The sequence below is a fragment of the Billgrantia sulfidoxydans genome (genome assembly GCF_017868775.1).
Taxonomy (GTDB): domain Bacteria; phylum Pseudomonadota; class Gammaproteobacteria; order Pseudomonadales; family Halomonadaceae; genus Halomonas; species Halomonas sulfidoxydans.
In genome coordinates, this window is the sequence record NZ_CP053381.1 from 4,240,950 (window position 1) to 4,266,698 (window position 25,749).

Genomic DNA, 25,749 nt, shown 5'->3' on the forward strand with positions numbered 1-25,749 from the left:
TCCACCCCCGCTGCGATTACAGCGTCCGCTCGACCTTGACCTGGTCGAAGACCTCGATCTTGTCGCCGACCTGGACGTCGTTGTAGTTCTTGACGCCGATACCGCACTCCATGCCGCTGCGCACTTCCTGCACGTCGTCCTTGAAGCGGCGCAGCGACTCGAGCTCGCCCTCGTAGATGACGACGTTGTCGCGCAGCACGCGGATCTTCTTGTTGCGGAAGACGGTGCCCTCGACCACCATGCAGCCGGCCACGGCGCCGATCTTCGGCGCGCGGAAGACGTCGCGAACCTCGGCCACGCCGACGATCTCTTCCTTCCACTCCGGTGCCAGCATGCCGCTCATGGCCTGCTTGACCTCGTCGATCAGCTGGTAGATGACGCTGTAGTAGCGCAGGTCGAGGCCTTCGCGCTCGATGATCTCGCGGGCGGCGGCGTCGGCACGCACGTTGAAGCCGACCACGATGGCCTCGGAGGCCAGCGCCAGGTTGGCGTCGGTGCCGGTGATGCCACCCACGCCGGAGGAGACCACGGCCACCTGCACTTCGTCGGTGGAGAGCTCCTCGAGGGCACCCTTGATCGCCTCCAGCGAGCCCTGCACGTCGGCCTTGAGCACGATGTTGACCTTGGCCACCTCGTCCTGGCCCATCTGGCTGAACATGTTCTCCAGCTTGGCCTTCTGCTGGCGTGCCAGGCGCACTTCGCGGTACTTGCCCTGACGGAAGTTGGCGACCTCGCGGGCCTTCTTCTCGTCGGCCACGACCATGAAGTCGTCGCCGGCGTCCGGGGTGCCGTCGAGGCCCTGGATCTCCACCGGCATGGCGGGGCCCGCCTCGTCGACCTGCTGGCCGAGTTCGTTGGTCAGCGCACGCACGCGGCCGTAGTGCAGGCCGGCAAGCACGATGTCGCCCTTCTTCAGGGTGCCGTTCTGGACCAGCACGGTGGCCACCGGACCGCGCCCCTTGTCGAGGCGCGACTCGACCACCACGCCCTTGCCCGGCGCTTCCGGTACCGCCTTGAGCTCGAGCACCTCGGAGACCAGCTGGATCGCCTCCAGCAGATCCTCGATGCCTTCGCCGGACTTGGCCGAGACGTGGACGAACTGGGTGTCGCCGCCCCACTCCTCGGAGATCACGCCGTGCTGCGACAGCTCGTTCTTGACCCGGTCCGGGTCGGCCGCCGGCTTGTCGATCTTGTTGACCGCCACCACCATCGGCACGTCGGCCGCCTTGGAGTGCTCGATCGCCTCGATGGTCTGCGGCATGACGCCGTCGTCGGCCGCCACCACCAGGATGACCACGTCGGTGGCCTTGGCACCGCGGGCGCGCATCGCGGTGAACGCCGCGTGGCCCGGGGTATCGAGGAAGGTCACGCCGCCGTGCTCGTCCTCGACGTGGTAGGCGCCGATGTGCTGGGTGATGCCGCCGGCCTCGCCGGTGGCCACCTTGGCCTTGCGGATGTAGTCGAGCAGCGAGGTCTTGCCGTGGTCGACGTGGCCCATCACCGTGACCACCGGCGAACGGGTGATCTCCTCGCCCTCGTAGGAGATGCCTTCGAGCATCTCGGTCTCGAGCGCATCGTCCTTGATCAGCTTGGGCACGTGGCCCATCTCCTCGACGACGATGGCCGCGGTGTCCTGATCGATGGTCTGGTTGATGGTCACCGCCGCGCCCATGGTGAACATGGTCTTGATGACTTCGTTGGCCTTGATCGACATCTTGTCGGCCAGGTCGGCGACGCTGATCGACTCGGGGATCGAGACCTCACGCACGATTGGCTGCGTCGGCTTCTGGAAGCCGTGCTTGCCGCCACCGGCCTGACTGGAACCGCGGCGGCCACCGCGGCGCTCGGCGCGCTTGACCTTCTTGCCGCCGCCACGGCGCCGCTCCTCGCGGTCGCCGCGATCGTCGTCGTCACGATCATGGCGCCCCTTCTTGGCCGAGGCCTTCTTGGGCGGCGCGGTACGGCGGTCGGTGCGGCCCTCCTTGGGCGGCGCCGGCGGCTCGGGCTCGCCGGACGGCTCCTCGGAGCTTTCCAGAGCGGGCACCGGGATCTCGGGCTCAACCGCGGGCTTGGACGCCTCGGCCTTGGCGGCCTCCTCGCGCGCGGCCTGCTCGGCGGCACGCGCCTTGGCCTGCTCGGCCTCCTGGGCCTCGCGCTTGGCCTGTGAATCGGCCATGTCGCCCACCAGCTGACGCGGCCCGGACTCCTCTACCGGCTCGGGCGCCGGCACCTCTTCCTCGGCGCGCTTGACGTAGGTGCGCTTCTTGCGCACCTGCACCTCGATGGTCTTGCCGCGCTCGCCGGTCTTGATCCGGCTTCTGGTCTTGCGCGTCAAGGTGATGCGGTTGCGCGCGCCGGCCCCACTGCCACCGTGGCTCTTGGTCAGGTAGTCGAGCAGCTTGCGCTTGTCCTCCTCGGACACGGCATCGCTCTCGGACTTGTGCTCGAGCCCAGCTTCTTTCATCTGTTCCAGCAGGCGGGGCACGTCGCGGCCCACCTTCGCTGCAAAATCCTTAACGGTCATTTCCGACATCTCGACCCTCCTCAGCCCGTGACCCGTTTACTGTTCGTTCTCGAACCAGGGCGCACGGGCAGTCATGATCAGTGCTGCAGCGCGCTCCTCGTCCATGCCCTCGATGTCCATCAGATCGTCGACGGACTGCTCGGCGAGGTCCTCCATGGTGACGATGCCCCGACTGGCCAGGATGAAGGCCAGGTGACGTTCCATGCCATCCATCTCCAGCAGGTCGTCGGCCGGCTGTGCACCGTCCAGCTCCTCCTCGGAGGCAATGGCCAGCGTCAGCAGTTCATCCTTGGCTCGCGCACGCAGCTCTTCCACCAGCTCTTCGTCGAGCTCCTCGATCTCGAGGATCTCCTCGAGGGGCACGTAGGCGATCTCCTCCAGCGTGGTGAAGCCCTCCTCCACCAGCAGCCGGGCGAGATCCTCCTCGATGTCCAGGTGCTGGATGAAGTGCTCGACCAGGCTGTCGATCTCCTGCTCGCGCTTGTCCTCCGCCTCGCCCTCGGTCATGACGTTGATGCGCCAGCCGGTGAGTTCGGAAGCCAGGCGCACGTTCTGGCCGCTGCGACCGATGGCCTGGGCCAGGTTGTCCTCGGCCACGGCGACGTCCATGGCGTGCGCGTCCTCGTCGACCAGGATCGAGGCGACGTCGGCCGGTGCCATGGCGTTGATGACGAGCTGGGCGGGGTTGTCGTCCCACAGGATGATGTCGACCCGCTCGTTCTGCAGCTCGCTGGAGACCGCCTGGACGCGGGAGCCGCGCATGCCGACGCAGGCACCGACCGGGTCGATGCGGCGGTCGTTGGTCTTGACCGCGATCTTGGCCCGCGAACCGGGGTCACGCGCCGCGCCCTTGATCTCGATGAGCTGCTCGGCGATCTCCGGCACCTCGATCTTGAACAGCTCGATGATCAGCTCGGGGCAGGTCCGCGACAGGATCAGCTGCGCGCCACGCGCCTCGGCGTCGACCTTGAGCAGCAGCGCGCGAACCCGGTCGTTCATGCGGTAGCGCTCGCCGGGAATCATCTCGCTGCGCGGCAGGAACGCCTCGGCGTTGTCGCCGAGGTCGATGATCAGACCGTCGCGGGTGGTCTTCTTGACGATGCCGGCGACCAGCTCGCCCTCGCGCTCGGCGTACTGGCGCACCACCTCGGCGCGCTCGGCCTCGCGTACCTTCTGCACGATGACCTGCTTGGCGGTCTGGGCCGCAATACGGCCGAAGGCGGCGTTCTCGATCTGCTCCTCGACCACGTCCCCCAGCCCCAGCGGCGGGTCGCGGCGTTCGGCATAGGAGAGCTTGATCTCGGCGTCGGGATTCTCGAACTCGTCGTCCTCGATCACCTCCCAGCGGCGAAAGGTCTCGTACTCGCCCGTCTGGCGGTCGATATGCACCCTTACGCTGACCTCGCGCCCCTCGAAGCGCTTGCGCGATGCGCTGGCCAGCGCCGCTTCGACGGCCTCGAAGATCACGTTACGGGGCACGCCCTTTTCGTTGGAGATCGCATCCACGACCATCAGAATTTCTTTACTCATGCCTATGCCTCGCCAGAAAACCTGTTCTTGTGCACCAGCAACCTTGGCCGGCGACCTCAGTCTTCGAACCGGGGAACCACCCGTGCCTGATCGATGCTCTCGATGGGAAAGCAGTACTCCTCGCCGTCGAGCTGCAGCAGCACCTCGTCCTCTTCGACGCCGGCCAGCAGCCCCTGGAACTTGCGCCGCCCGTCGAAGGGAACACGCAGCTTGAGCGCTACCTGGTGCCCGGCGAAGCGCGCGAACTGATCGAGGGTGAAGAGCGGACGATCCATGCCCGGCGACGAAACCTCCAGGCGATACTCCCCCGGAATGGGATCCTCCACGTCGAGCACGGCACTGACCTGGCGACTGACGTCGGCGCAATGATCCACGCTCACCCCCTCGGCATGATCAATGTAGATCACCAGTCGGGAGTGCTTGCCCTGGGGTCGATAGTCGATGCCCCAGAGTTCGAAGCCCATGGCGGTGACCACCGGCTCGATCAGCGCATATAGCGCAGCGTCCTTGAGTGCCACAGAAAGCTCCTACAGCCGTTGCATCAGGCACCTGGCCGGGAGTGAACAGGAAAGCTAGGTGGCTGATTGGCGTTGCCCGAACAAGCCCTGCCGGCCAGGCCGACAGTAAGCTGCTAACAAAAAGCCCCTTCGCAGGAAGGGGCCTTTCACAAGAAACCTGTAGTACCACTTTCGGCATCCTGCATCCCGTTCGGATGCCTGCCGGAAGATGGTAGCGGGGACCGGATTTGAACCGATGACCTTCGGGTTATGAGCCCGACGAGCTACCAGACTGCTCCACCCCGCAACATTCCAGGTCGGCGATTGTAGGCGCGATGCGGGCCTGAGTCAAGGTGACTTGAGCCAAGCGGGCGCCTACCCTCTTCCTGGTGCCAATCCTGCTTCTGACGACTCGCGACCCCTCGGGCCGCAGCGTTTCAGATGGTGCCGAAGGCGGGACTTGAACCCGCACGACCGTAAGGTCACTACCCCCTCAAGATAGCGTGTCTACCAATTCCACCACTTCGGCTTGCTAGACTGCCGGAGCCGCGACTCAGCCGTCGCTTTCCTCCAGCACTGGCGCGGTATTATCCACATCATCCGCGTCGTCGTCAAGGGTAGGCAGCCCGCGCTGCTGCTCGATCAGACGCGAGTCGGGAATGCCCGCTTCCGGCGCCTGCCCCGCCTGGCTGGCGAAGTAGGCCAGGGTCAGCGAGGTGGCGAAAAAGGCCGCCGCCAGCACCGCCGTGGTGCGCGAGAGGAAACCGCCGCTGCCGCGCGAGCCGAACACGGTCTGGGACGCGCCGCCGCCGAAGGCCGCACCGGCCTCGGCGCCCTTGCCCTGCTGTAGCAGGATGAGAACGACCAGCGCGATGGCGATCGCCACATGGATCATGAGAATGGCAACTTGCATGGGTTCAACCTGCTGACTGACAAATGGCTAGGAAATCGTCGACCTTGAGCGAAGCACCGCCCACCAGGCCGCCGTCGATGTCGGGCTGGGCCAACAGCTCAGCCGCGTTGCCGGCGTTCATGCTGCCGCCGTACAGCAGGCGCAAGCCTGCCGCGAGGTCACGATCGAAGCCGGCCTGGTACTCCCGGATGGCGGCCATGACCTCCTGGGCCTGCTGCGGCGTAGCGGTACGCCCGGTACCGATGGCCCACACCGGCTCGTAGGCGATGATCACGCGCTCGCGCTGGTCGGGTTCGAGACGCGCCATCGCGTAGCCCACCTGGCGCAGCACGACCTCCTGGGTCCGGCCGGCATCGCGCTCTTCCAGGGTCTCGCCCACGCACAGGATCGGCGTGATGTCGACGTTGAGCGCCGCCAGCAGCCGGTCGAGCACGGCCTCGTCACCTTCGCGGTAGAGCTGGCGCCGCTCGGAGTGGCCCGCCAGGGCGTACTCGACGCCGAACTCCCTGAGCATGCGCCCGCTCACCTCGCCGGTGCGAGCCCCGGAGTGCAGGGGATTCAGCGTCTGAGCGCCTAGGCGCAGCGGGGTACCGTCGAAGGCACGCCGCGCCGCGTCCAGATAGGGAAAGGGCGGCAGGATCACCACGTCCAGCGAAGCCGGCAGCGTCGTTTCGGCAAAGGCGCGACCGAACTCTTCGACCAGCGCGGCCGAACCGTTCATCTTCCAGTTCCCGGCGATCAGCGGCGTTCGCATGCTGCGTCCTCTTTCAAAGTGGAGCGAAATGGTATAGGAGCCGCCAGGCCAAGACAACCGCCGCAGCGTGTGTCAACCCAGCTCGCCCTCGACCTGGGCGGCCAGGCGGCTCGCCAGCCCTTCGACGTCGAGGTGAGCCCGCCCCTCGACCATCACACGGATCAGCGGTTCGGTGCCCGAAGGGCGCAGCAACACGCGCCCCTCCTCGCCCAGCTCCGCCTCCACCGCCGCCACGGCGTCCTTGACCGCCGGGCTCGCCATCAGCGCCTTGGCATCACTGCCCGGCATCAGGCGCACGTTGACCAGCGCCTGGGGCACCTTCTCCAGGCCGGCAAGCAGCACCTTGAGCGGCTTGCCCTCGCTGATCATGAGCGCCAGCACCTGCAGCGCCGAGACGATGCCGTCGCCGGTGCTCTGCACGTCGGCACAGACGATGTGGCCTGAGGATTCACCGCCGAGCTGCCAGCCGTTCTCCACCAGGCGCTCGACCACGTAGCGGTCGCCGACCTTGGCGCGCTCGAAGGGAATGCCCATGCCCTCGAGCGCCATGGCCAGGCCGAAATTGGTCATCAAGGTACCGACCACACCGCCGACCAGCTGGCCACGCTCGTGGCGGTCACGAGCGATGAGGTAGAGGATGTCGTCGCCGTCGACCTCGCGGCCGTCGGCATCGACCATCAGCACGCGGTCGCCGTCACCGTCGAAGGCGATGCCGAGGTCGGCGCCCTGCTGGATCACCGCGGCGCGCAGCGTCGCCGGCGAGGTCGAGCCGACCTCGCGATTGATGTTGAGGCCGTCGGGGCTGGCCCCTACCAGGCTGACCTCGGCGCCCAGCTCGCGGAACACGCTGGGGGCGATGTGGTAGGTAGCGCCATGGGCGCAGTCGAGCACCATGCGCAGGCCGTGCAGGCTGACGCGGTTCGGGATGGTCGACTTGCAGAACTCGATGTAGCGGCCGGCGGCGTCGTCGATGCGCACCGCCTTGCCCAGCTTGCCCGCCGCTACCGTCGTCAATGGCTCCTCGAGCATCGCCTCGATGCGCTCCTCGAGCGCGTCGGGAAGCTTGGTGCCGTCGGTGGAGAAGAACTTGATGCCGTTGTCGGCGAAGGGGTTGTGCGACGCCGAGATGACGATACCGGCGTCGGCACGGAAGGTTCGGGTGAGATAGGCGATGCCGGGCGTCGGCATCGGGCCGAGCAGCGCCACGTCGACGCCGGCCGCCGACAGCCCCGCTTCGAGCGCCGATTCGAACATGTAGCCCGAGATACGGGTGTCCTTGCCGATCAGCACCCGGGCGCGCCCCGACTCGCGCGCCAGCACCCGCCCCATGGCCCAGCCCAGCTTGAGCATGAAGTCCGGGGTGATGGGATACTCTCCGACCGTACCTCGTATGCCATCCGTACCGAAGTATTTTCTAGTCATTCTCGCAGCCTTCCCTTAGCACGGCCCAGGTCATGTTCACCGCATCCATGACCGGGCCAACGTCATGAACGCGCAAGATGCGCGCGCCGCGCTCGACGGCCAGCGACGCCAGCGCCAGGCCGCCGGGCAGGCGCTCCTCCACCGGCCGGCCCAGCACCTTGCCGATCAGGCTCTTGCGCGACATGCCCACCAGCAGCGGCAGCTCGAGCTCGGCCAGGCGCTCCATGCGATGGAGCAGCCGCAGGTTGTGCTCGACGGTCTTGCCGAAGCCGAAACCGGGGTCGATCAGCAGGCGCTCGCGGCGCAGGCCGGCGGCCTCGCAGGCCGCCACCCGCTCGGCCAGAAAGCCATGCACCGCCTCCTCGATGGGCTCATCATAGCGGGGCGCCTGCTGCATGTCCTGCGGCTCACCCTGCATGTGCATCAGACACACCGGCAGCCCCGTGCCGAGCGCCGCCTCCAGCGCGCCCTCGCGCGCGAGCGAGCGAACGTCGTTGATCATGCCGGCGCCCAGCGCCGCGGTCTGGCGCATCACGTCGGGATTGCTGGTATCCACCGAGACCAGCGCATCGAGCTCGCATACCAGGCGCTCGACCACCGGCGCCACCCGGTCCAGCTCCTGCTGGGTGGAAACCGGCTGCGAGCCGGGACGGGTCGATTCGCCGCCCACGTCGATGATCGCCGCCCCCTCCGCCAGCATCTGCTCGGCGTGACGCAGGGCGTCATCGACGGCGACGTGGCGCCCGCCGTCGGAGAAGGAGTCGGGCGTGACGTTGAGTATGCCCATGATCCGGGGGTAGGAGAGGTCGAGGCGATGCCGCCCACACGGCAGCCAGGTCGGTGCGGGGTTGTCTGTCATGTCATGGATCCTGTGACGCAAGCCTGGGCCCGGGGCCCCATGGCAAAGGCGCCCCGTCGGGGCGCCTGCTTCGTACCGGTCGTCGTCACGACCCGGCGGGGCCGCCCAGCGGGTCGGAGGGACGGCGGCGGGGCCTCTCGTCTTCGTCCTCGTCGCCATGCCCGCCACCGGCACCGTCGCTCGGTTCCTGGGCGGATTCCTCGTCACGCTTGGGCTCGGCCTCGCCGCCGATGGGGGCGCCGGATCCGGAGTCGCCGTCTTCCCAATCCTTGGGCGGACGCGGCGTGCGGCCCTCCATGATGTCCCTGAGCTGGTCGGCGTCGATGGTCTCGTACTGCATCAGCGCCTCGGCCATGGCGTCGAGCTTGTCGCGATTCTCCTCGAGAATCTGCTGCGCCTTGGCGTAGCACTCGTCGATGATCTTGCGTACTTCCTTGTCGAGCCGGGTCGTGGTCTCGCCCGACTTGAGCTTGCCGCCGCCCTGACCCGGGCCGCCGAGGAACTGGTGCGACTCGTCCTCGTCGTACATGATCGGCCCCATCTCTTCGGAGAGGCCCCACTTGGCCACCATGTTGTGAGCCAGTTCGGTGGCGCGCTTGATGTCGTTCGAGGCCCCGGTGGTGACACCGTTCGGCCCCAGCGTCATCTCCTCGGCGATGCGCCCGCCGAACAGCGAACAGATCTGGCTGATGATCTGCTGGCGCGACAGGCTGTAGCGATCCTGTTCGGGCAGGAACATGGTTACGCCCAAGGCGCGGCCACGCGGGATGATGGTGACCTTGTAGACCGGATCGTGCTCCGGCATCACCAGGCCGATGATGGCGTGGCCCGACTCGTGGTAGGCGGTGTTGAGCTTCTCCTTGTCGGTCATGACCATGGAGCGGCGCTCGGCACCCATCATGATCTTGTCCTTGGCCAGCTCGAGCTCCTCCATGCCCACCAGGCGTTTGTTGCGCCGCGCGGCGAACAGCGCCGCCTCGTTGACCAGGTTGGCCAGGTCGGCGCCGGAGAAGCCCGGCGTGCCGCGGGCGATCAGCGACGGCTTGACGTCGTCGGCCAGCGGCACCTTGCGCAGGTGCACGTTGAGAATGTGTTCACGACCGCGGATGTCGGGCAGCGGCACCACCACCTGGCGGTCGAAGCGGCCCGGGCGCAGCAGCGCGGGGTCGAGCACGTCGGGCCGGTTGGTGGCGGCGATGACGATGATGCCCTCGTTGGCCTCGAAGCCGTCCATCTCCACCAGCAGCTGGTTCAGCGTCTGCTCGCGCTCGTCGTTGCCGCCGCCCATGCCGGCGCCGCGCGAGCGGCCCACGGCGTCGATCTCGTCGATGAAGATGATGCACGGCGCCTGCTTCTTGGCCTGCTCGAACATGTCACGCACGCGGGAGGCACCCACGCCGACGAACATCTCGACGAAGTCGGAGCCGGAGATCGAGAAGAATGGCACCTTGGCCTCGCCGGCGATGGACTTCGCCAGCAGCGTCTTGCCGGTGCCCGGCGGGCCCACCATCAGCACGCCGCGCGGGATGGTGCCGCCCAGGCGCTGGAACTTGGAGGGGTCGCGCAGGAAGTCGACCAGCTCCTCGACCTCCTCCTTGGCTTCGTCGCAGCCGGCGACGTCGGCGAAGGTGGTCTTGATCTGGTCCTGGGAGAGCAGCTTGGCCTTGGACTTGCCGAAGCTCATCGGGCCGCCCTTGCCGCCGGCGCCCCCCTGCATCTGGCGCATGAAGAACATGAAGATGGCGAGAATCAGCAGGATCGGGAAGCTGGCGATCAGCAGCCGCGTCCACAGGCTCTGCTGCTGCGGCTCCTTGCCCACCACGGTGACGTTGTTGGAGAGCAGGTCATCCATCAGCTTGGGATCTTCCGCCGCCGGCCGGATGGTCTGGAACTGCGACCCGTCGGCGCGCTCGCCGGTGATGGTGTAGCCATCGATGGTCACACTGCGGATCTGCTGGTTCTGCACCTGCTGGACGAACTGCGAATAGTTCATCGTCTGCGGCGTGCCATCGACAGAGAAATTGTTGAACACCGTCAGCAGCACCGCCGCGATGACCAACCACAGGATCAGATTCTTCGCCATATCGTTCAAGGGACCACCCTCATTGCAAGCATCTCTCGGCCGTAACGCCTGGCACCGTGACCACAAGGGACCACTGTATGACCACAGGCGGGCAGGGCATGTTCCTCCCGGCCTTCTTGCCCACACTGTGACACAGTTGGGCCGCGCTGTCCGGTCATTGCGCCGTTAGTCTGTCTCTATCGGAAGGGCCGAGCCGGCGGTGCCGGCTCAGCCGCGGAAACCATCCGCCAGCAGGTAGACCTCGCGCGAACGAGCGCGGGAGGCCTCCGGCTTGCGGGTCACCACCTTGCCGAAGCTGTCACGCAGCTCCTTCAGGTAAGCATCGAAGCCTTCGCCCTGGAACACCTTGGCCAGGAAACGGCCGCCGGGACGCAGGGTCTGGCGCGCCAGGTCCAGCGCCAGCTCCACCAGGTACATCGCCTGGGGCTGGTCGATGGCGCTCATACCACTCATATTGGGGGCCATGTCGGACATCACAAGGTCCACCGGGCGGCCGCCCAAGGCGGCGAGGATCGCCTCGAGCACCGCCTCCTCGGTGAAATCGCCCTGAATGAACTCGACGCCGGCCAGGGCATCCATCTCGAGGATATCCGAGGCGATGACCAGCCCCTCCGGCCCCACCCGGTCCGCCGCCACCTGGCTCCAGCCGCCGGGGGCGGCGCCCAGGTCGATCACGCTCATGCCGGGCTTGAACAGCCGGTCCTTGTCGTCGAGCGCAAGCAGCTTGTAGCTGGCGCGGCTACGGTAGCCGTCCTGCCAGCTCTGCTGCACGAAGCGGTCGTCGAAGTGTTCCTTGAGCCAGGAAGCCGAACTCTTGCTGGCAGCCGGCTTGCCACCGCGGGGCGGGGAAGTGGATCGAGCCACACGATCACCTTGACTGAAGCTGCCGAACCTCGCGAGCGCGCCGGCCCGGTTCGGTGGGATGCGGAGCGGGTCGAAGCCGAACTCGAGCCTCGCCCTGCTTTCGCCGGCGCGCGTTTCACCGTACCATGGCAGGTTACGCGCAACCGGGAAGACGCAAGATACCATGAGCTTGTCACAGGCACAAAAGAAAGCATTTCGCAGCATCGGTCATCACCTCAACCCGGTGGTGACGGTGTCGGAGAACGGGGTTTCCGAGGGCGTGCTGGCAGAGCTCGACCGGGCGCTCGCCGACCATGAGCTGATCAAGGTGAAGCTGGCCCTGGCCGAGCGCGACGACCGTGCCGCCATGCTCGAGGAGCTGCTCGCCGCCAGCGGCGCCGAGCGCGTGCAGACCATCGGCAAGATGGCGCTGCTCTACCGCAGAAACCCCCAGGCCAACCCCAAGCTCTCCAACGTCAAGCGCTTCGAGAACCATCACGGTCGCCACTAGGCGCCGACGCGCCAGCGGCGACCCCGGGCTCCGAGCTGCGGGGCACTCCACAAAAAGCCCGCGACAAACGGCCGCGGGCTTTTTGCTGGCTCGTCGCTCGTGGCTCAGCGATGCTCGACGCTCGAAATCTCGTACTCGACCTCGCCGCCCGGCGTGCTGACCACCACCACGTCGCCCTCCTCCTTGCCGATCAGGGCACGGGCGATGGGCGAGGTAACCGAGATCTTGCCGGCCTTGATGTCGGCCTCGTCCTCGCCGACGATCTGGTAGGAGACCTCCTCGTCGTTGCCGAGATTGATCAGCTCGACGGTGACGCCGAAGATCACCTTGCCGGTCTGCGGCAGCTTGTGCACGTCGATCACCTGGGCGCTCGCGAGCTTGCTCTCGATCTCCTGGATACGTCCTTCGATGAAGCCCTGCTGCTCGCGCGCCGCGTGGTATTCGGCATTCTCCTTGAGATCGCCGTGCTCACGGGCCTCGGCAATCGCCGCGATCACCCTGGGACGCGCCTCGCCCTTGAGCTCCTCGAGCTCCTTGCGCAGGCGTGCCTCACCGGCAACGGTCATCGGGACCTTGTTCATTGCGTTGCTCCTGCATGCAGTTCCTGTAGCCGCCGCACCGTAATTTCGTTGCCATATTCCAGCGCCATGCAAACGGCACTCGCCCCTGCCAGGGTGGTGGCATAGGGTACCTTGCGGGCCAGCGCGGTACGGCGGATGACCGAGGAGTCGTTGATCGCCTGGCGACCCTCGGTGGTATTGACGATATAGGCGATGTCGTCGTTCTTGAGCAGATCGACGATATGCGGACGACCTTCGTAAACCTTGTTGACGACCTCGACCTCGAGGCCGGCGGCTTCGAGGGCGGTAGCGGTACCGCGGGTCGCGCACAGGGTGAACCCCAAGCCTAGCAGAGAACGCGCCACCTCGATAACACCCGCCTTGTCAGGATCGCGCACCGAGAGGAACGCCTTGCGCTCGCCCGAAAGCGCCGGGATCGCCTCGCCGGCCCCCAGCTGCGCCTTGTAGAAGGCCTCGGCGAAGGTATCGCCCGAGCCCATCACCTCGCCGGTGGACTTCATCTCCGGCGACAGGATCGGGTCGACGCCGGGGAACTTGTTGAACGGGAATACCGCCTCCTTGACGCTGAAGAAGTGCGGCACGACCTCGCGGGTGAAACCCTGCTCGGCCAGCGTCTTGCCCGCCATGCAGCGTGCGGCGACCTGGGCCAGCGAGGTGCCGATGCACTTGGAGACGAAGGGCGCGGTGCGCGAGGCGCGCGGGTTGACCTCGATGACGTAGATCTCACCGTCCTGCCATGCCAGCTGCACGTTCATCAGCCCCACCACGCCGAGTTCGAGAGCCATTCGCTTGACCTGCTCGCGCATCTCGTCCTGCACCGCGGCGGGCAACGAGTAGGGCGGCAGCGCGCAGGCGGAGTCACCGGAGTGCACGCCGGCCTGCTCGATGTGCTGCATGATGCCGCCGATCACCACCTCGTGGCCGTCGGAGACGGCATCGATGTCGATCTCGATGGCGGCGTTGAGGAAGTGGTCGAGCAGCACCGGCGAATCGTTGGAGACCTTGACCGCGTGGGTCATGTAGTTCTCCAGCTCGTCGGCGGAGTAGACGATCTCCATGGCACGACCGCCGAGCACGTAGCTCGGGCGCACCACCAGCGGGTAGCCGATCGCCTCGGCCTTGACGAAGGCCTCGTCGAAGCTGCGCGCGGTGGCGTTGGGCGGCTGCTTCAGGCCCAGCTTGTCGATCATCTGCTGGAAGCGCTCGCGGTCCTCGGCGCGGTCGATGGCGTCCGGGGTGGTGCCGATGATCGGCACGCCGGCGGCCTCGAGCTCGCGGGCGAGCTTGAGCGGGGTCTGGCCGCCGAACTGCACGATCACGCCGACCGGCTGCTCCTTGTCGGCGATCTCCAGCACGTCCTCCAGGGTCACCGGCTCGAAATAGAGACGGTCGGAGGTGTCGTAGTCGGTGGAGACGGTCTCCGGGTTGCAGTTGACCATGATGGTTTCAAAGCCGTCGTCGCGCATGGCGAAGGCGGCGTGAACGCAACAGTAGTCGAACTCGATGCCCTGGCCGATACGGTTGGGTCCGCCGCCCAGCACCATGATCTTCTGGCGCTCGGAGACCTCGGCCTCGCACTCCTCCTCGTAGGTGGAGTACATGTAGGCGGTGTTTGATGCGAACTCGGCGGCGCAGGTGTCGACGCGCTTGTAGACCGGGCGAATCCCGGCCTTCTGGCGAGTCCTGCGGAACTCCTTCTCGGAGACGCCGAGCAGCTTGGCCAGGCGCGCGTCGGAGAAGCCCTTGCGCTTGAGACCGAACAGCTCCCGGGCGCTGAGCTCGGAGAGCGAGCGCCTGGCCACGTCCTGCTCGATGCGCACCAGGTCCTCGAGCTGGACCAGGAACCAGGGGTCGATCTTGGTCAGGGCGAAGATCTCCGCCACGCTCATGCCGCTGCGCATGGCATCGGCAACATAGAAGATGCGCTCGGCGCCGGCGGCCTGCAGCTCGCCCTTGATATGCGCCATGGCGTCGTCGCTGAATTCAGTGACCTTGGGGTCGAGGCCGTCGTTACCGGTCTCGAGCCCGCGCAGCGCCTTCTGCAGCGACTCCTGGAAGGTGCGCCCGATGGCCATCACCTCGCCCACCGACTTCATCTGGGTGGTCAGGCGGTCGTTGGCCTGGGGGAACTTCTCGAAGGTGAAGCGCGGGATCTTGGTGACCACGTAGTCGATGGACGGCTCGAACGAGGCCGGGGTGCGCCCGCCGGTGATGTCGTTGGAGAGCTCGTCCAGGGTATAGCCCACCGCCAGCTTGGCGGCGATCTTGGCGATCGGAAAGCCGGTGGCCTTGGACGCCAGCGCCGAGGAGCGCGACACCCGCGGGTTCATCTCGATCACGACCATGCGCCCGGTATCCGGGTCGACGCCGAACTGCACGTTGGAGCCGCCGGTCTCGACGCCGATCTCGCGCAGCACCGCCAGCGAGGCGTCGCGCATGATCTGGTACTCCTTGTCGGTCAGCGTCTGCGCCGGGGCCACGGTGATGGAGTCGCCGGTGTGCACGCCCATGGGGTCGAAGTTCTCGATCGAGCAGACGATGATGCAGTTGTCGTTCTTGTCACGAACGACCTCCATCTCGTACTCCTTCCAGCCCAGCAGCGACTCGTCGATCAGCAGCTCGTGGTTGTTGGAGAGCTCGAAGCCGCGGGTGCAGATCTCCTCGAACTCCTCCTTGTTGTAGGCCACGCCGCCGCCGGAGCCGCCCATGGTGTAGGAGGGACGGATGATCACCGGGAAGCCCAGCGACTCCTGGATGCGCCAGGCCTCCTCCATGCTGTGGGCGACTTCGGCCTTGGGACACTCCAGGCCGATGCGCTTCATGGCCTGGTCGAACAGGTCGCGGTCCTCGGCCTTGTTGATGGCGTCGGCGTTGGCGCCGATCATCTCCACGCCGTACTTCTCGAGCACGCCGTGCTTGTCCAGGTCGAGCGCGCAGTTGAGCGCGGTCTGGCCGCCCATGGTGGGCAGGATGGCGTCGGGGCGCTCGGCCTCGATGATCTTCTCCACCGCCTGCCAGGTGATCGGCTCGATGTAGGTGGCGTCGGCCATGGCCGGGTCGGTCATGATGGTGGCCGGGTTGGAGTTGACCAGGATGACCCGGAAGCCCTCCTCGCGCAGCGCCTTGCAGGCCTGGGCGCCGGAGTAGTCGAATTCGCACGCCTGGCCGATGACGATGGGGCCGGCGCCAATGATCAGGATGCTGTTGAGGTCGGTACGCTTGGGCATGTCGGTTCCCGCGGCTGGATTCGTTGAAATCAGGCGATTAAGACGGGGCGGCGCCGCTCAGCGGCGCTCGCGCATCATCGTCACGAAGCGGTCGAACAGCGGCGACACGTCGCGCGGTCCGGGGCTCGCTTCCGGGTGGCCCTGGAAGCTGAAGGCCGGACGGTCGGTCAGCTCGATGCCCTGCAGCGTGCCGTCGAACAGCGAGCGGTGAATGGCGCGCACGTTGCCCGGCAGGCTCGCTTCGTCGACGGCGAAGCCATGGTTCTGGCTGGTGATCATCACGCGGCCGCTGTCGAGGTCCTGCACCGGGTGGTTGGCACCGTGGTGGCCGTGATTCATCTTCACCGTCTTGGCGCCGGCGGCCAGCGCCAGCAGCTGGTGGCCCAGGCAGATGCCGAACACCGGCACGTTGGTCTCGAGGATCTCGCGGATCGCCGCGATGGCGTAGTCGCAGGGCTCGGGGTCGCCGGGGCCGTTGGCCAGCAGGATGCCGTCCGGGTTGCGCGCCAGCACCTCGGCGGCCGGGGTCTGGGCCGGCACCACGCTGAGGCGGCAGCCGCGCGAGGCGAGCATGCGCAGGATGTTGTACTTCACGCCGTAGTCGTAGACCACCACGTGGAAGGGACGCTCGCTGCCGCCGGCATCAACGTTGCCCTGGCCCAGCACCCACTCCGCCTCGCTCCACTCGTAGGCCTCGCGGCACGAGACCTCCTTGGCCAGGTCCATGCCCTTGAGGCCCGGAAAATCGCGCGCCGCCGCCAGGGCGCGCTCGACGGCGTCGTCGCCCTCGGCCTCGGCGCCGGCCAGGATCGCGCCGTTCTGAGCGCCCTTGTCGCGCAGGATGCGGGTCAGCCGGCGGGTGTCGATATCGGCGATGCCGAGCACGTTCTGGCCCTTCAGGTAATCGGAGAGCGACTGCTCGGAGCGGAAGTTGCTGGCGACCAGCGGCAGGTCGCGGATCACCAGGCCGGCAGCGGCGATCGAGCCCGACTCGACGTCTTCGGCGTTGATGCCGGTGTTGCCGATGTGCGGATAGGTGAGGGTCACGATCTGTCGGGTATAGGAGAGGTCGGTGAGGATCTCCTGATAGCCGGTCATGGCCGTATTGAACACCACCTCGCCGCTGGTTTGCCCATCGGCGCCGATGGCGGTGCCGTGAAACACACTGCCGTCTTCCAGGGCCAGTATCGCGGGTCTGTTCAATGCGGGGCTGTTCAAGACAAGGTCCTCCCATGCTGATGCGAGCCTGAGGGGCACAGGCTCGGCGGCTATCGTCACAGCGACAGATTCGGCTCGTAAAAAAGCGGGACGAAGCCGATAAGGAACCGGTTTCATCCCGCTTGTTGTCTGTTTGCTCGGGGGCTGGCCACGCAACAAGCGCGCAGTTGGACTGCTGTTTTCAGGCGCCCGGCCAAAATTTTGGAGATGTTACAGGATTCTGCCCTTCTCGACCACCCCTTTAGTCCAAGCCCAGCACGTCCTGCATACCGTACCGCCCGATGTTCTTGTCGGCGACCCAACGCGCCGCCCGCACCGCGCCCTTGGCGAAAGTCATGCGGCTAGAGGCCTTGTGGGTAATCTCGATGCGCTCGCCCTCGGTGGCGAACATCACCGTGTGCTCGCCGACGATATCGCCGGCGCGCACCGTGGCGAAGCCGATCTCCTTGTCGGTCCGCGGCCCGCACTGGCCGACGCGCTCGAACACGCCGTGCTCCTTCAGCGTGCGGCCGAGGCTCTCGGCCACCACCTCGCCCATCCTCAGCGCGGTGCCGGAGGGCGAGTCGACCTTGTGACGATGGTGGGCCTCGATCACTTCGATGTCGTAGCCCTCGTCGCCCAGCGCCCGGGCCGCGGTTTCGAGAAGCTTCAGGGTCAGGTTCACCCCCACGCTCATGTTGGGGGCAAAGACGAAGGGCAACCTGTCACGATAGCCGTCGAGTTCGGCCAGCTCGTCGTCGGCAAGCCCGGTGGTACCAATCACCATGCGCTTGTCGTGCGCCGCGCAGAAGGCCAGGTTGGCCAGCGTCACCCGCGGCGCGGTGAAGTCGATCAGCACATCGAAGTCGTCGACGATGGCGTCGAGGGAATCCACCGCGGCGACGCCCAGCTTGCCGAGTCCCGCCAGCTCGCCGATATCGGCCCCGGCCAGCGAACTGCCCGGCTCGACGATACCGCCGGCCAGGGTGGCGCCGGCATCCTGCTGCACGGCGTTGACCAGGGTGCGGCCCATGCGGCCGGCGACACCGACGATGGCGATACGGGTCATGCGGACTCCTGCGAAATCTGACGAGTGGGGATCGAGGCAGTATACCAGAGCCACGGCCCCACTGGCCGAGCGCTTGGGCAAGTCAGGCGCCGTCACCCACACTGGTCATAACGATATCCGAGCAAGGAGCGCCATGACGACGACACCGGAGCTGTCCCCCGACCACCCGCTGCCGGCGCTGCTGGAGCGCCACCGGCGCCTGCTGCTCACCGGTCCGCCCGGCAGTGGCAAGACCACCCTCGCGCGTCAGGTGGCCACCCACCTGGCCGAGCGCGGCGAGGTGTGTCACTGCCTCGCCGCCGACCCCGGCCTGCCCGGCTTCGGCCCGCCCGGTGCCATCTGCCTGGGGCGCTGGGACGTGCACCTGGGCGCCTGGCGCCTGGAAGCCCTCGAGGCGCTGACCACCCTCGACAGCGCCCGCTTCCGCCTGCCCCTGGTCGAGGCGGTACGCCGCCTGGCCCAGCGAGTCGGGCCCGGGGCGCTGCTGGTCGACGCCCCCGGCGTGGAGCGCGGCATCGGGGGCGCCGAGCTGCTGCCGGCGCTGGCCGGCGCCGCCGGCGTGGGTGCCGTGGTGCGCCTGGCGCCGGCCCACCAGCCCGATCCGTATCCCCATGAACGCGCCGCGCTGGGCCTCGCGACGCTGCAGCTGGCGGCCGACGCCGCGGCCCGGCACCCCGGCAAGCAGCAGCGCAAAGAGTGGCGCACCGCGGCGTGGGATGCCTACCTGGCGCAGGCGAAGGAGCAGGAGCTGCCCCTGGCAGCGCTGGCCATCCTCGGCACGCCGCCACCGAACGATGCCGCCCACGCCTGGCAGGGACGCCAGGTCGGCCTGCTCGACGCCACCGGCAACAGCCTGGCACTGGGCGAGGTGCTGGCGCTGGAGGGCGACATGCTGCGACTGCTGGCGCCCGCGCTGAGCGCCACGCCCCGCCGGCTGGTGATACGCGACGCCGTTCGTCGTCGCGAGGGCGGCCTCGGTACCGCCGCGCACGTCCCATCGCCACGCACGTCACCGACATGCCGCGAGGAGGAGCCGGCACTTACCCCGGCACTGGACGAGCAGTTCATCGGCCCGCGCCCGACGCTGCGCCTGGGCAACATGCGCGCCACGCTGGTCAACGGCGTGTTCGGCGACCCGCTGCTGCACCTGCGTCTGCGCCACCGCAAGCGCAGCCTGCTGTTCGACCTGGGCGATCCCGGCCGGCTGCCGGCACGGCTGGCCCACCAGGTCAGCGACGTGTTCGTCAGCCATGCCCACGCCGACCACATCGGCGGCTTCCTGTGGCTGCTGCGCTCACGCATCGGCGACTACTCGCCCTGCCGGGTCTACGGCCCGCCCGGGCTCGCCGGCCACCTGGACGGCTTTCTGCGCGGCATCCTGTGGGATCGGGTGGAGGAGAAGGCGCCCCGCTTCGAAGTCTTCGAGCTGCACGGCGAGCGCCTGGCACATTACCGCCTGGTGGCAGGCCAGCCGATGAAGGCGCTCTCCCCGCGCGAGGTGGACGCCGGTGTGATCCACGCCGAGCCCGGCTTTCGCGTCAGAGCGACCACCCTGGACCACGGCACTCCGGTACTGGCCTTCGCCTATGAGCCGGAAACCCAGCTCAAGGTGCGCAAGGAGGGGCTCGAGGCCCACGGCTGGGCGCCGGGACCCTGGCTCGGCGAGCTCAAGCAGCGCATGCTGGAGCGCGATGACGCGGGCGATATCGCGCTGCCCGATGGCAGCCGGCGCCCGGTCGCCGAGCTGGCGGAGCTGCTGCTGTTCTCGCAGCCGGGCCAGCGCCTGGTCTACGCCACCGACTTCGGCGACACCCCCGAGAACCGCGAGCGCCTGCGCTCGCTGGCCCAAGGCGCCGAGGTGCTGTTCTGCGAGGCCTCGTTCCGCGAGGATCAGGCCGAGCAGGCCCGGCGCACCGGCCACCTGACCGCCCGCGCCTGCGGCGAGATCGCCGCCGCGGCCGGGGTCGGCCAACTGGTGCCGTTCCACTTCTCGCGCCGCCACATGGAGGACGTGCAGGCGCTCTACGCCGAGATTCGCCGCCACTTCCCGCGGCTGGCCGCCACGCCTGGCAGCGAGCCGGATACCGAGGCACTGGATTAGCGCGCTTGAGCCCCTTTGCCATCCTGACGCAGCAGCAGGCCGATGGCAGCGAGCACCAGCGCGCTGCCCGGCAGCCAGTGCCAGCCGATCTGCTCGGGTGCGGTGGCGAACAGCAGCAACATCGAGACGAACGGCACCATGTAGCCGTAGGCGGTGACGGCGCCGGGCGTGAGTACCGCCGTGGCACGCTGCATCAGCCAGAAGGTGAGCGCACTGGAGAAGAGCCCGAGATAGATCACCAGGGTCAGGTCCTGCCAGCGCATCGCTATGAGCTGGCCGGCGGGCTCGATGGCGAGACCCAGCAGGCCGATGGCGAGCCCGCCCAGACCCAGGCTCCAGAAGGTGCGCACCGCCGCCGATTCGGGCAGCCACTCCCGCGCCAGTCCCCACTTGCTGAGCACCGGATAGAGCGCCGACGACACGCAGCCGAGGAAGAACACCGCCTCGCCGATGCCCAGCTGCATGGCTTCGCCATGACGGCGCGCCTCGGCAGCGGCGAGCCCCAGCGCGCCCGCCGCGCCCAGCGCGAGAATGGCCGGCAGCTGCCAGCCCGGCCGCTCGACGCGAAAGCCTAGCCCCAGCAGGTAGGCCAGCAGCGGCACGGTGACGTAGAGGGTGGCCATGGAGAGCGCGGTGGCATGGTGGGCGGCCCAGAACATGGCACCGAAGAAGCCGGCCAGGCACAGCCCCATCAGCGTGTAGAGCGGCAACACCCGCCAGGGCGGCAGGAACTCGGACGAGCGCCGCGCCAGCCACCACAGCCCGGCGCAGGCAATGGCGAAACGCAGAGCGGTGAGCGACAGCGGAGGAAGCTTGCCCATCAGTTCCACGGCGGGAAACGACAGCCCCACCAGCAGCGCCCAGAGCAGCATGCCCAGATGGGCCAGGCGCGGTGATATCGGCGCGCTCAATTTTCCCAGACGATGGCCAGGTCCTCGTCGCCCGCCATGCGCTGCAGGTGGGAATCCACCACGCCCTCCAGGCGATCGAGGGTCTCCTCGTCCAGCGCCTCGATGGCCACCAGCAGCTTGCCCGGTGCCACGCGCATCACACAGGAGCCCTCCTCGAACGCCACGCGGCTCTCCTCCTCGCCCTGCTCCACCTCCAGCTTGTGCGCCCAGTGCTTGCACAGCCGGCTCATCAGCCTCGCCCCGGACTCGGTAGCGATCTCGGCACGCGACATCGGCATAACAACGATCTCCCTTCGCATTGAAGTTAACAGACTAAGACGCCGGGGCGGGTTGGCGCCAGACCCGCGGTGCAGGGCTACACGAAACGATTGGTTCGATTAGTTGACTCCTTGCAACCCGGCCGACGTGGTAACTTGATTTCAGAATTGCATGGGGAGAAAGGAAGACAATGAAATGCTCGACGCACTTGCCTACCTAACTCGCTTGAGAGTTGGGCAACGCCGGGGGCATCCGGCACCCAACAAGCCTTGCTTGTTATTAGCGATCATCTGCGAAATCCAGACTGGCCATGTCGCATCGAACCGGGTCATCCTCGACGCCCGCTTGTTGGCGCGCTACCACGATATCTACGAAGTGCTTACTGGCGAGCGGCACAAGGCCAGTGCCTGGCTTCCCTTGTGGCACCTTCGCAGCGACAAGGGACCATCTGGGAAACTCTGGTCACCCGAATATGCGGAAAAGGTTGCTGGACTGGCAAGCCAGCTCGGCCAACCGAAGTCCCTCAATCAACTCTTGGAGCGCTTCCGCTCTGCGCGGCTCGATCCCGTGCTCTTCTCGGCGCTACAGGACCGACAGTCGGCCGATGAGGCTTGCGCCCTGATCGCTCAATGCTATCTAGCATCGGATCCGACGGCCTACGAAGACCTCCTGACCTACCTTGAGACGGCGCTGGCCAGCGGCGAATATGAGAAGCATCCCGAGCGGCTGAAGGGCAATATCCAAGAATCACACAAGAAGTATGCTCGCTCCGTCGCCTTCCGCTCCTTGGTACTGGAGGCCTACGACTACCGATGCGCAGCCAGCCGGCTGCGCTATATCACTCCGGATTACCGCTACCTGGTGGAAGCGGCCCACTTGATACCTTTCTCCGAGAGCCAGGACGACCGTCCCGTCAATGGCCTGGCTCTGACCCCCAACCTGCACTGGGCAATGGATAATCACTTGATCGCCCCTGGTCCCGACCATCGCTGGCACCTTAGTCCCACGGTTGATCCCTTGGTGGCCGACAACCGCTGGCTCTGGGAGCTGGACGGACTACCTTTGGTGTTGCCCCGGGATCCGCAGCGGCAACCGGCCAGAGAAGCCCTGGCCTGGCGACTAGATCATCTGGAGCGCTGAGCCACGACATAATAAGGCCCCGACATCTGGGGCGATGCCGGGGCCTTGTTAGCATGAGAAGCAGGAGCCCTTTACGGCTTCATGTCCTCGAAGAACTTCTTCACGCCGTCGAAGAAGCTGGTCTTCTTCGGCGAGTGGCTGCGGCTGTTGCTGCCGTCGAGGCTCTCCTGGAGCTGGCGCAGCAGTGCCTTCTGCTCCTCGTTGAGGTTGACAGGTGTCTCCACCACCACCTTGCACAGCAGGTCGCCGGGGGGGCCTCCGCGTACCGGCTTGACGCCCTTGCCGCGCAGGCGGAACAGCTTGCCGGTCTGGGTCTCGGGCGGGATCTTGAGCTTGACCCGGCCGTCCAGCGTGGGCACCTCGAGTTCGCCGCCCAGGGCGGCGTCGACGAAGTTGATCGGCACCTCGCACTGCAGGTGCTTGCCGTCGCGCTGGAAGATGTGGTGCGGCTTGATCGCCACCTGCACGTAGAGATCGCCCGGCGGGCCGCCGTTGATGCCCGATTCGCCCTCGCCATTGAGACGAATGCGATCGCCGCTGTCCACCCCGGCGGGGATCTTCACCGACAGGGTGCGGGTCTCGCGCGTGCGGCCCTCGCCGTGGCACTTGTGGCACGGCACCTTGATGTGCACGCCGCTGCCGTGACAGGTCGGGCAGGTCTGCTGCACGGCGAAGAAGCCCTGCTGCATGCGCACCTGGCCGTGGCCGTTGCAGGTGGGGCAGGTCTCCTTGGTGGAACCCGGCTCGGCACCGCTGCCGTCGCAGCGGTCGCACTCCACGTGGCGCGGCACGCGGATATCGACCGTGGTACCGGCGACGGCGCTCTCGAGATCGAGCTCGAGATTGTAGCGCAGGTCGCTGCCGCGCTGCGGGGCATGGGGGCTGCGCCGGCCACCGCCGCCGCCGAAGATGTCGCCGAAGACGTCGCCGAAGATGTCGCTGAAGCCGCCGGCGCCCGCGCCGCCGAAACCGCCGCCACCGAAGCCGCCGGCCTGGCCGTCGACCCCGGCATGGCCGAACTGGTCGTAGGCGGCGCGCTTCTCGCCGTCGGAGAGGATTTCGTAGGCCTCGGACACCTCACGGAAGCGCTCGGCCGCCGTGTCATCGTCCGGATTGCGGTCCGGATGGTACTTCTGCGCCAGCCGTCGGTAGGCCTTCTTGATGTCCTTCGTGTCGGCGCCCCGCTCGACGCCGAGCACCTCGTAATAATCGCGTTTGGACATGGGTCCATGCGCCTCCTGGTCTAGGCAGATCTGCCCGATCCGCGGAAACGGCAACGCGGGAGTCGTCCCCCCGCGCTACCGTCGTCCGTGGCATCGCCTTGGCGATTACTGCTTCTTCTGGTCGTCGTTGACTTCTTCGTACTCCGCGTCGACCACGTCCTCATCCGGCTTGCCATCGCCCCCGGCCTGCTCGCCGCCGGCCTGCTGAGCGGCTTCGGCCTGCTCGGCGTACATCTTCTGGGCGAGCTGGCCGGACGCCTCGGTCAGCGCATCGAGCTTGGCCTGGATGGCGTCCTTGTCGTCGCCCTTGAGCGCCTCTTCCAGCTCACTGATGGCGCTTTCGATGGCCTGCTTCTCCTCGTCGCTGGCCTTGTCGCCGGCCTCGCTGAGGGTCTTGCGCGAGGCGTGGATCATGCCGTCGGCCTGATTGCGCAGCTGGACGAGTTCCTCGAACTTCTTGTCCTCGTCGGCATGCGCCTCGGCGTCGCGGACCATCTGCTCGATCTCCTCATCCGAGAGCCCGCTGGAGGCCTTGATGACGATCGACTGCTCCTTGCCGGTGGCCTTGTCCTTGGCCGAGACGTTGAGGATGCCGTTGGCGTCGAGGTCGAACGCCACCTCGATCTGCGGCACGCCGCGCGGCGCCGGCGGGATGTCGGCCAGGTCGAAGCGGCCCAGCGACTTGTTCTGGCCGGCCTGCTTGCGCTCGCCCTGCAGCACGTGGATGGTCACGGCGGTCTGGTTGTCGTCCGCGGTCGAGAAGGTCTGGGTCTTCTTGGTCGGGATGGTGGTGTTCTTCTCGATCAGCGGGGTCATCACGCCGCCCAGGGTCTCGATCCCCAGGGTCAGCGGAGTGACGTCGAGCAGCAGCACGTCCTTGACGTCGCCGCCCAGCACGCCGCCCTGGATCGCCGCGCCCACGGCCACGGCCTCGTCCGGGTTGACGTCCTTGCGCGCCTCCTTGCCGAAGAAGTCGGCCACCTTCTTCTGCACCAGCGGCATGCGGGTCTGGCCACCGACCAGGATCACGTCGTCGATCTCGTTGGCGGACAGCCCGGCGTCGGCCAGCGCGGTCTTGCACGGCCCCATGGAGCGCTGCACCAGCTCCTCCACCAGCGACTCCAGCTTGGCCCGGGTCACCTTCACGTTGAGGTGCTTGGGCCCGGTGTTGTCGGCGGTGATGTAGGGCAGGTTGACGTCGGTCTGCTGCGCGCTTGACAGCTCGATCTTGGCCTTCTCGGCGGCTTCCTTGAGGCGCTGCATGGCCAGGTTGTCGCCGGAGAGATCGATGCCGCTGTCGGCCTTGAACTGATCGACCAGGTAGTTGATCAGCTTCATGTCGAAGTCTTCACCGCCGAGGAAGGTGTCGCCGTTGGTGGCCAGCACCTCGAACTGGGTCTCGCCGTCGACGTCGGCCACCTCGATGATCGAGATGTCGAAGGTACCGCCGCCCAGGTCGTACACGGCGATGGTCTTGTCGCCGCGCGCCTTGTCCATGCCGTAGGCCAGCGCCGCCGCAGTGGGCTCGTTGATGATGCGCTTGACCTCGAGGCCGGCGATGCGCCCGGCATCCTTGGTGGCCTGGCGCTGGCTGTCGTTGAAGTAGGCCGGCACCGTGATCACCGCCTCGGTGACGGTCTCGCCCAGGTAGTCCTCGGCGGTCTTCTTCATCTTCTTCAGCACTTCGGCGCTGACCTGCGGCGGTGCCAGCTTCTTGCCCTTGACCTCAACCCAGGCGTCGCCGTTGTCGGCCTCGACGATGCCGTAGGGCACCATCTTGATGTCCTTCTGCACCACGTCGTCCTTGTAGCGGCGACCGATCAGGCGCTTGATGGCGTACAGGGTGTTCTGCGGGTTGGTGACCGCTTGGCGCTTGGCCGCCTGCCCCACCAGGATCTCGCCATCATCGGTGTAGGCGATGATGGAAGGCGTGGTGCGGGCGCCCTCGGCGTTCTCGATCACCTTGGCGCTGTCGCCGTCGAGCACGGCCACGCAGGAGTTGGTGGTCCCCAGGTCAATACCGATGATGCGTCCCATAGGAAATCCTCGAAAATTCGTTTGCCTTGAATCATCTCAGCGGCAGCTGCCGCGGTTGACGTCTATCTG

20 protein-coding genes and 2 tRNA genes are annotated in these 25,749 nt (G+C 67.1%); 3 read left to right on the forward strand and 19 right to left on the reverse strand.

Annotation, left to right across the window (positions count from 1 at the left end; all coding sequences use genetic code 11):
- Positions 1-16: 16 nt before the first annotated feature.
- From infB to rlmE, 11 genes are all read right to left on the reverse strand, one after another.
- Complete coding sequence (gene infB, locus HNO51_RS19725) at positions 17-2,533, reverse strand: translation initiation factor IF-2 (protein WP_197448835.1); 2,517 nt, start codon at positions 2,531-2,533, stop codon at positions 17-19.
- A gap of 27 nt (positions 2,534-2,560) precedes the next feature.
- Entirely contained in the window at positions 2,561-4,054 is a 1,494-nt protein-coding gene (nusA, locus tag HNO51_RS19730; RefSeq protein ID WP_197448836.1) for a transcription termination factor NusA, read from the reverse strand.
- A 56-nt stretch (positions 4,055-4,110) separates the two neighbouring features.
- Positions 4,111-4,572: a ribosome maturation factor RimP gene (gene rimP / locus HNO51_RS19735; RefSeq protein ID WP_197448837.1), complete on the reverse strand. Its 462-nt coding sequence runs from the start codon at positions 4,570-4,572 to the stop codon at positions 4,111-4,113.
- 209 nt (positions 4,573-4,781) lie between these two features.
- A tRNA-Met gene (locus HNO51_RS19740) sits at positions 4,782-4,858 on the reverse strand.
- 135 nt (positions 4,859-4,993) lie between these two features.
- Positions 4,994-5,080: transfer RNA gene (locus tag HNO51_RS19745), tRNA-Leu, on the reverse strand.
- A 24-nt stretch (positions 5,081-5,104) separates the two neighbouring features.
- Complete coding sequence (secG, locus tag HNO51_RS19750; RefSeq protein ID WP_197448838.1) at positions 5,105-5,464, reverse strand: preprotein translocase subunit SecG; 360 nt, start codon at positions 5,462-5,464, stop codon at positions 5,105-5,107.
- 4 nt (positions 5,465-5,468) lie between these two features.
- Positions 5,469-6,218, reverse strand: coding sequence for a triose-phosphate isomerase (tpiA, locus tag HNO51_RS19755; protein WP_197448839.1), 750 nt, complete (start codon positions 6,216-6,218; stop codon positions 5,469-5,471).
- A gap of 72 nt (positions 6,219-6,290) precedes the next feature.
- On the reverse strand, positions 6,291-7,640 hold the full coding sequence (gene glmM / locus HNO51_RS19760) for a phosphoglucosamine mutase (RefSeq protein ID WP_197448840.1): 1,350 nt from the start codon (positions 7,638-7,640) through the stop codon (positions 6,291-6,293).
- A complete protein-coding gene (gene folP, locus HNO51_RS19765; RefSeq protein ID WP_479688690.1) occupies positions 7,633-8,499 on the reverse strand; it encodes a dihydropteroate synthase in 867 nt (288 codons plus the stop codon). The genes glmM and folP overlap by 8 nt, the downstream gene beginning before the upstream one ends.
- Before the next feature lie 85 nt (positions 8,500-8,584).
- On the reverse strand, positions 8,585-10,591 hold the full coding sequence (gene ftsH / locus HNO51_RS19770) for an ATP-dependent zinc metalloprotease FtsH (protein WP_197448841.1): 2,007 nt from the start codon (positions 10,589-10,591) through the stop codon (positions 8,585-8,587).
- 198 nt (positions 10,592-10,789) lie between these two features.
- Complete coding sequence (rlmE, locus tag HNO51_RS19775) at positions 10,790-11,446, reverse strand: 23S rRNA (uridine(2552)-2'-O)-methyltransferase RlmE (protein WP_197448842.1); 657 nt, start codon at positions 11,444-11,446, stop codon at positions 10,790-10,792.
- 163 nt (positions 11,447-11,609) lie between these two features.
- Here rlmE and yhbY point away from each other — a divergent pair, with 163 nt between their 5' ends.
- Positions 11,610-11,936, forward strand: coding sequence for a ribosome assembly RNA-binding protein YhbY (gene yhbY, locus HNO51_RS19780; protein ID WP_111415216.1), 327 nt, complete (start codon positions 11,610-11,612; stop codon positions 11,934-11,936).
- A gap of 104 nt (positions 11,937-12,040) precedes the next feature.
- Here yhbY and greA read toward each other — a convergent pair whose 3' ends face one another.
- The 4 genes from greA to dapB all read right to left on the reverse strand — a co-directional run bounded on the left by greA (position 12,041) and on the right by dapB (position 18,010).
- Positions 12,041-12,517 (reverse strand): transcription elongation factor GreA, encoded by a 477-nt coding sequence (gene greA, locus HNO51_RS19785; RefSeq protein ID WP_197448843.1) that lies wholly within the window; start codon positions 12,515-12,517, stop codon positions 12,041-12,043.
- Positions 12,514-15,744 (reverse strand): carbamoyl-phosphate synthase large subunit, encoded by a 3,231-nt coding sequence (gene carB, locus HNO51_RS19790; protein ID WP_197448844.1) that lies wholly within the window; start codon positions 15,742-15,744, stop codon positions 12,514-12,516. The genes greA and carB overlap by 4 nt, the downstream gene beginning before the upstream one ends.
- 57 nt (positions 15,745-15,801) lie before the next feature.
- Positions 15,802-16,947 carry a glutamine-hydrolyzing carbamoyl-phosphate synthase small subunit gene (gene carA / locus HNO51_RS19795; protein WP_209539274.1) on the reverse strand — a complete coding sequence of 382 codons (1,146 nt, stop codon included), beginning with the start codon at positions 16,945-16,947 and terminating at the stop codon, positions 15,802-15,804.
- A gap of 256 nt (positions 16,948-17,203) precedes the next feature.
- Positions 17,204-18,010, reverse strand: a complete 807-nt coding sequence (dapB, locus tag HNO51_RS19800; RefSeq protein WP_209538147.1) for a 4-hydroxy-tetrahydrodipicolinate reductase — start codon at positions 18,008-18,010, stop codon at positions 17,204-17,206.
- Between the two features lie 133 nt (positions 18,011-18,143).
- Here dapB and HNO51_RS19805 point away from each other — a divergent pair, with 133 nt between their 5' ends.
- Positions 18,144-20,111, forward strand: a complete 1,968-nt coding sequence (locus tag HNO51_RS19805; RefSeq protein ID WP_209538148.1) for an MBL fold metallo-hydrolase — start codon at positions 18,144-18,146, stop codon at positions 20,109-20,111.
- Here the strand turns inward: HNO51_RS19805 and HNO51_RS19810 are convergent.
- Positions 20,108-21,022 (reverse strand): DMT family transporter, encoded by a 915-nt coding sequence (locus HNO51_RS19810; RefSeq protein WP_234283687.1) that lies wholly within the window; start codon positions 21,020-21,022, stop codon positions 20,108-20,110. The genes HNO51_RS19805 and HNO51_RS19810 overlap by 4 nt on opposite strands.
- Positions 21,019-21,300 carry a DUF2218 domain-containing protein gene (locus HNO51_RS19815; RefSeq protein WP_197448847.1) on the reverse strand — a complete coding sequence of 94 codons (282 nt, stop codon included), beginning with the start codon at positions 21,298-21,300 and terminating at the stop codon, positions 21,019-21,021. Before HNO51_RS19815 ends, HNO51_RS19810 begins: the two co-directional genes overlap by 4 nt.
- 175 nt (positions 21,301-21,475) lie before the next feature.
- Between HNO51_RS19815 and HNO51_RS19820 the strand changes: the two genes are divergently transcribed.
- The gene (locus HNO51_RS19820) at positions 21,476-22,420 is read left to right on the forward strand and encodes an HNH endonuclease (RefSeq protein WP_197448848.1); all 945 of its coding nucleotides are present in this window, start codon (positions 21,476-21,478) and stop codon (positions 22,418-22,420) included.
- A gap of 71 nt (positions 22,421-22,491) precedes the next feature.
- On the opposite strand, the gene dnaJ is transcribed toward HNO51_RS19820, so the two are convergent.
- Together dnaJ and dnaK are read right to left on the reverse strand one after the other, a co-directional pair.
- Positions 22,492-23,643 carry a molecular chaperone DnaJ gene (dnaJ, locus tag HNO51_RS19825; RefSeq protein ID WP_197448849.1) on the reverse strand — a complete coding sequence of 384 codons (1,152 nt, stop codon included), beginning with the start codon at positions 23,641-23,643 and terminating at the stop codon, positions 22,492-22,494.
- Between the two features lie 105 nt (positions 23,644-23,748).
- Positions 23,749-25,680 carry a molecular chaperone DnaK gene (dnaK, locus tag HNO51_RS19830; RefSeq protein WP_197448850.1) on the reverse strand — a complete coding sequence of 644 codons (1,932 nt, stop codon included), beginning with the start codon at positions 25,678-25,680 and terminating at the stop codon, positions 23,749-23,751.
- Positions 25,681-25,749 lie beyond the last annotated feature (69 nt).

Coding starts and splice junctions, on each gene's coding strand:
- greA (WP_197448843.1), bottom strand. CDS start 12,517: ATGAACAAGGTCCCGATGACCGTTGCCGGTGAGGCACGCCTGCGCAAG.
- glmM (WP_197448840.1), bottom strand. CDS start 7,640: ATGACTAGAAAATACTTCGGTACGGATGGCATACGAGGTACGGTCGGA.
- HNO51_RS19820 (WP_197448848.1), top strand. CDS start 21,476: ATGCTCGACGCACTTGCCTACCTAACTCGCTTGAGAGTTGGGCAACGC.
- HNO51_RS19815 (WP_197448847.1), bottom strand. CDS start 21,300: ATGCCGATGTCGCGTGCCGAGATCGCTACCGAGTCCGGGGCGAGGCTG.
- secG (WP_197448838.1), bottom strand. CDS start 5,464: ATGCAAGTTGCCATTCTCATGATCCATGTGGCGATCGCCATCGCGCTG.
- tpiA (WP_197448839.1), bottom strand. CDS start 6,218: ATGCGAACGCCGCTGATCGCCGGGAACTGGAAGATGAACGGTTCGGCC.
- yhbY (WP_111415216.1), top strand. CDS start 11,610: ATGAGCTTGTCACAGGCACAAAAGAAAGCATTTCGCAGCATCGGTCAT.
- folP (WP_479688690.1), bottom strand. CDS start 8,499: ATGACAGACAACCCCGCACCGACCTGGCTGCCGTGTGGGCGGCATCGC.
- infB (WP_197448835.1), bottom strand. CDS start 2,533: ATGTCGGAAATGACCGTTAAGGATTTTGCAGCGAAGGTGGGCCGCGAC.
- dnaJ (WP_197448849.1), bottom strand. CDS start 23,643: ATGTCCAAACGCGATTATTACGAGGTGCTCGGCGTCGAGCGGGGCGCC.
- dnaK (WP_197448850.1), bottom strand. CDS start 25,680: ATGGGACGCATCATCGGTATTGACCTGGGGACCACCAACTCCTGCGTG.
- dapB (WP_209538147.1), bottom strand. CDS start 18,010: ATGACCCGTATCGCCATCGTCGGTGTCGCCGGCCGCATGGGCCGCACC.
- nusA (WP_197448836.1), bottom strand. CDS start 4,054: ATGAGTAAAGAAATTCTGATGGTCGTGGATGCGATCTCCAACGAAAAG.
- HNO51_RS19805 (WP_209538148.1), top strand. CDS start 18,144: ATGACGACGACACCGGAGCTGTCCCCCGACCACCCGCTGCCGGCGCTG.
- carB (WP_197448844.1), bottom strand. CDS start 15,744: ATGCCCAAGCGTACCGACCTCAACAGCATCCTGATCATTGGCGCCGGC.